Genomic DNA, 316 nt, shown 5'->3' on the forward strand with positions numbered 1-316 from the left:
GCGGTTGCGCCAGGAAACCGCGATGATCTTCCAGGACCCGTATGCGGCCCTGAACCCGCGTCACACCGTCGGCGAAACCCTGGCCGAAGTGTTGCGGGTGCAGCGCAAGGTTGCGCCGCAGCACATCCGCGCCCGTGTCGATGAACTGCTGGAGCTGGTGGGCCTGCGGCCCGAATTCGCTTCGCGCAAGCCGGGCTCCCTCAGCGGCGGCCAGTGCCAACGCGTGGGGATTGCCCGAGCGCTGGCGGTGGAGCCGCGCTTGATCGTCGCCGACGAATGCGTGGCCGCGTTGGACGTGTCGATCCAGGGCCAGATC

Annotated in this window: 1 protein-coding gene; it reads left to right on the forward strand. The window is 68.7% G+C overall.

What is annotated here, in order from left to right; translation table 11 throughout:
* A partial coding sequence (locus AC0L20_RS40515) for an ATP-binding cassette domain-containing protein (RefSeq protein ID WP_473295748.1) occupies nucleotides 1-316 on the forward strand: 316 nt, incomplete at both ends.

This window comes from Bradyrhizobium sp. Kon58, assembly GCF_055807455.1.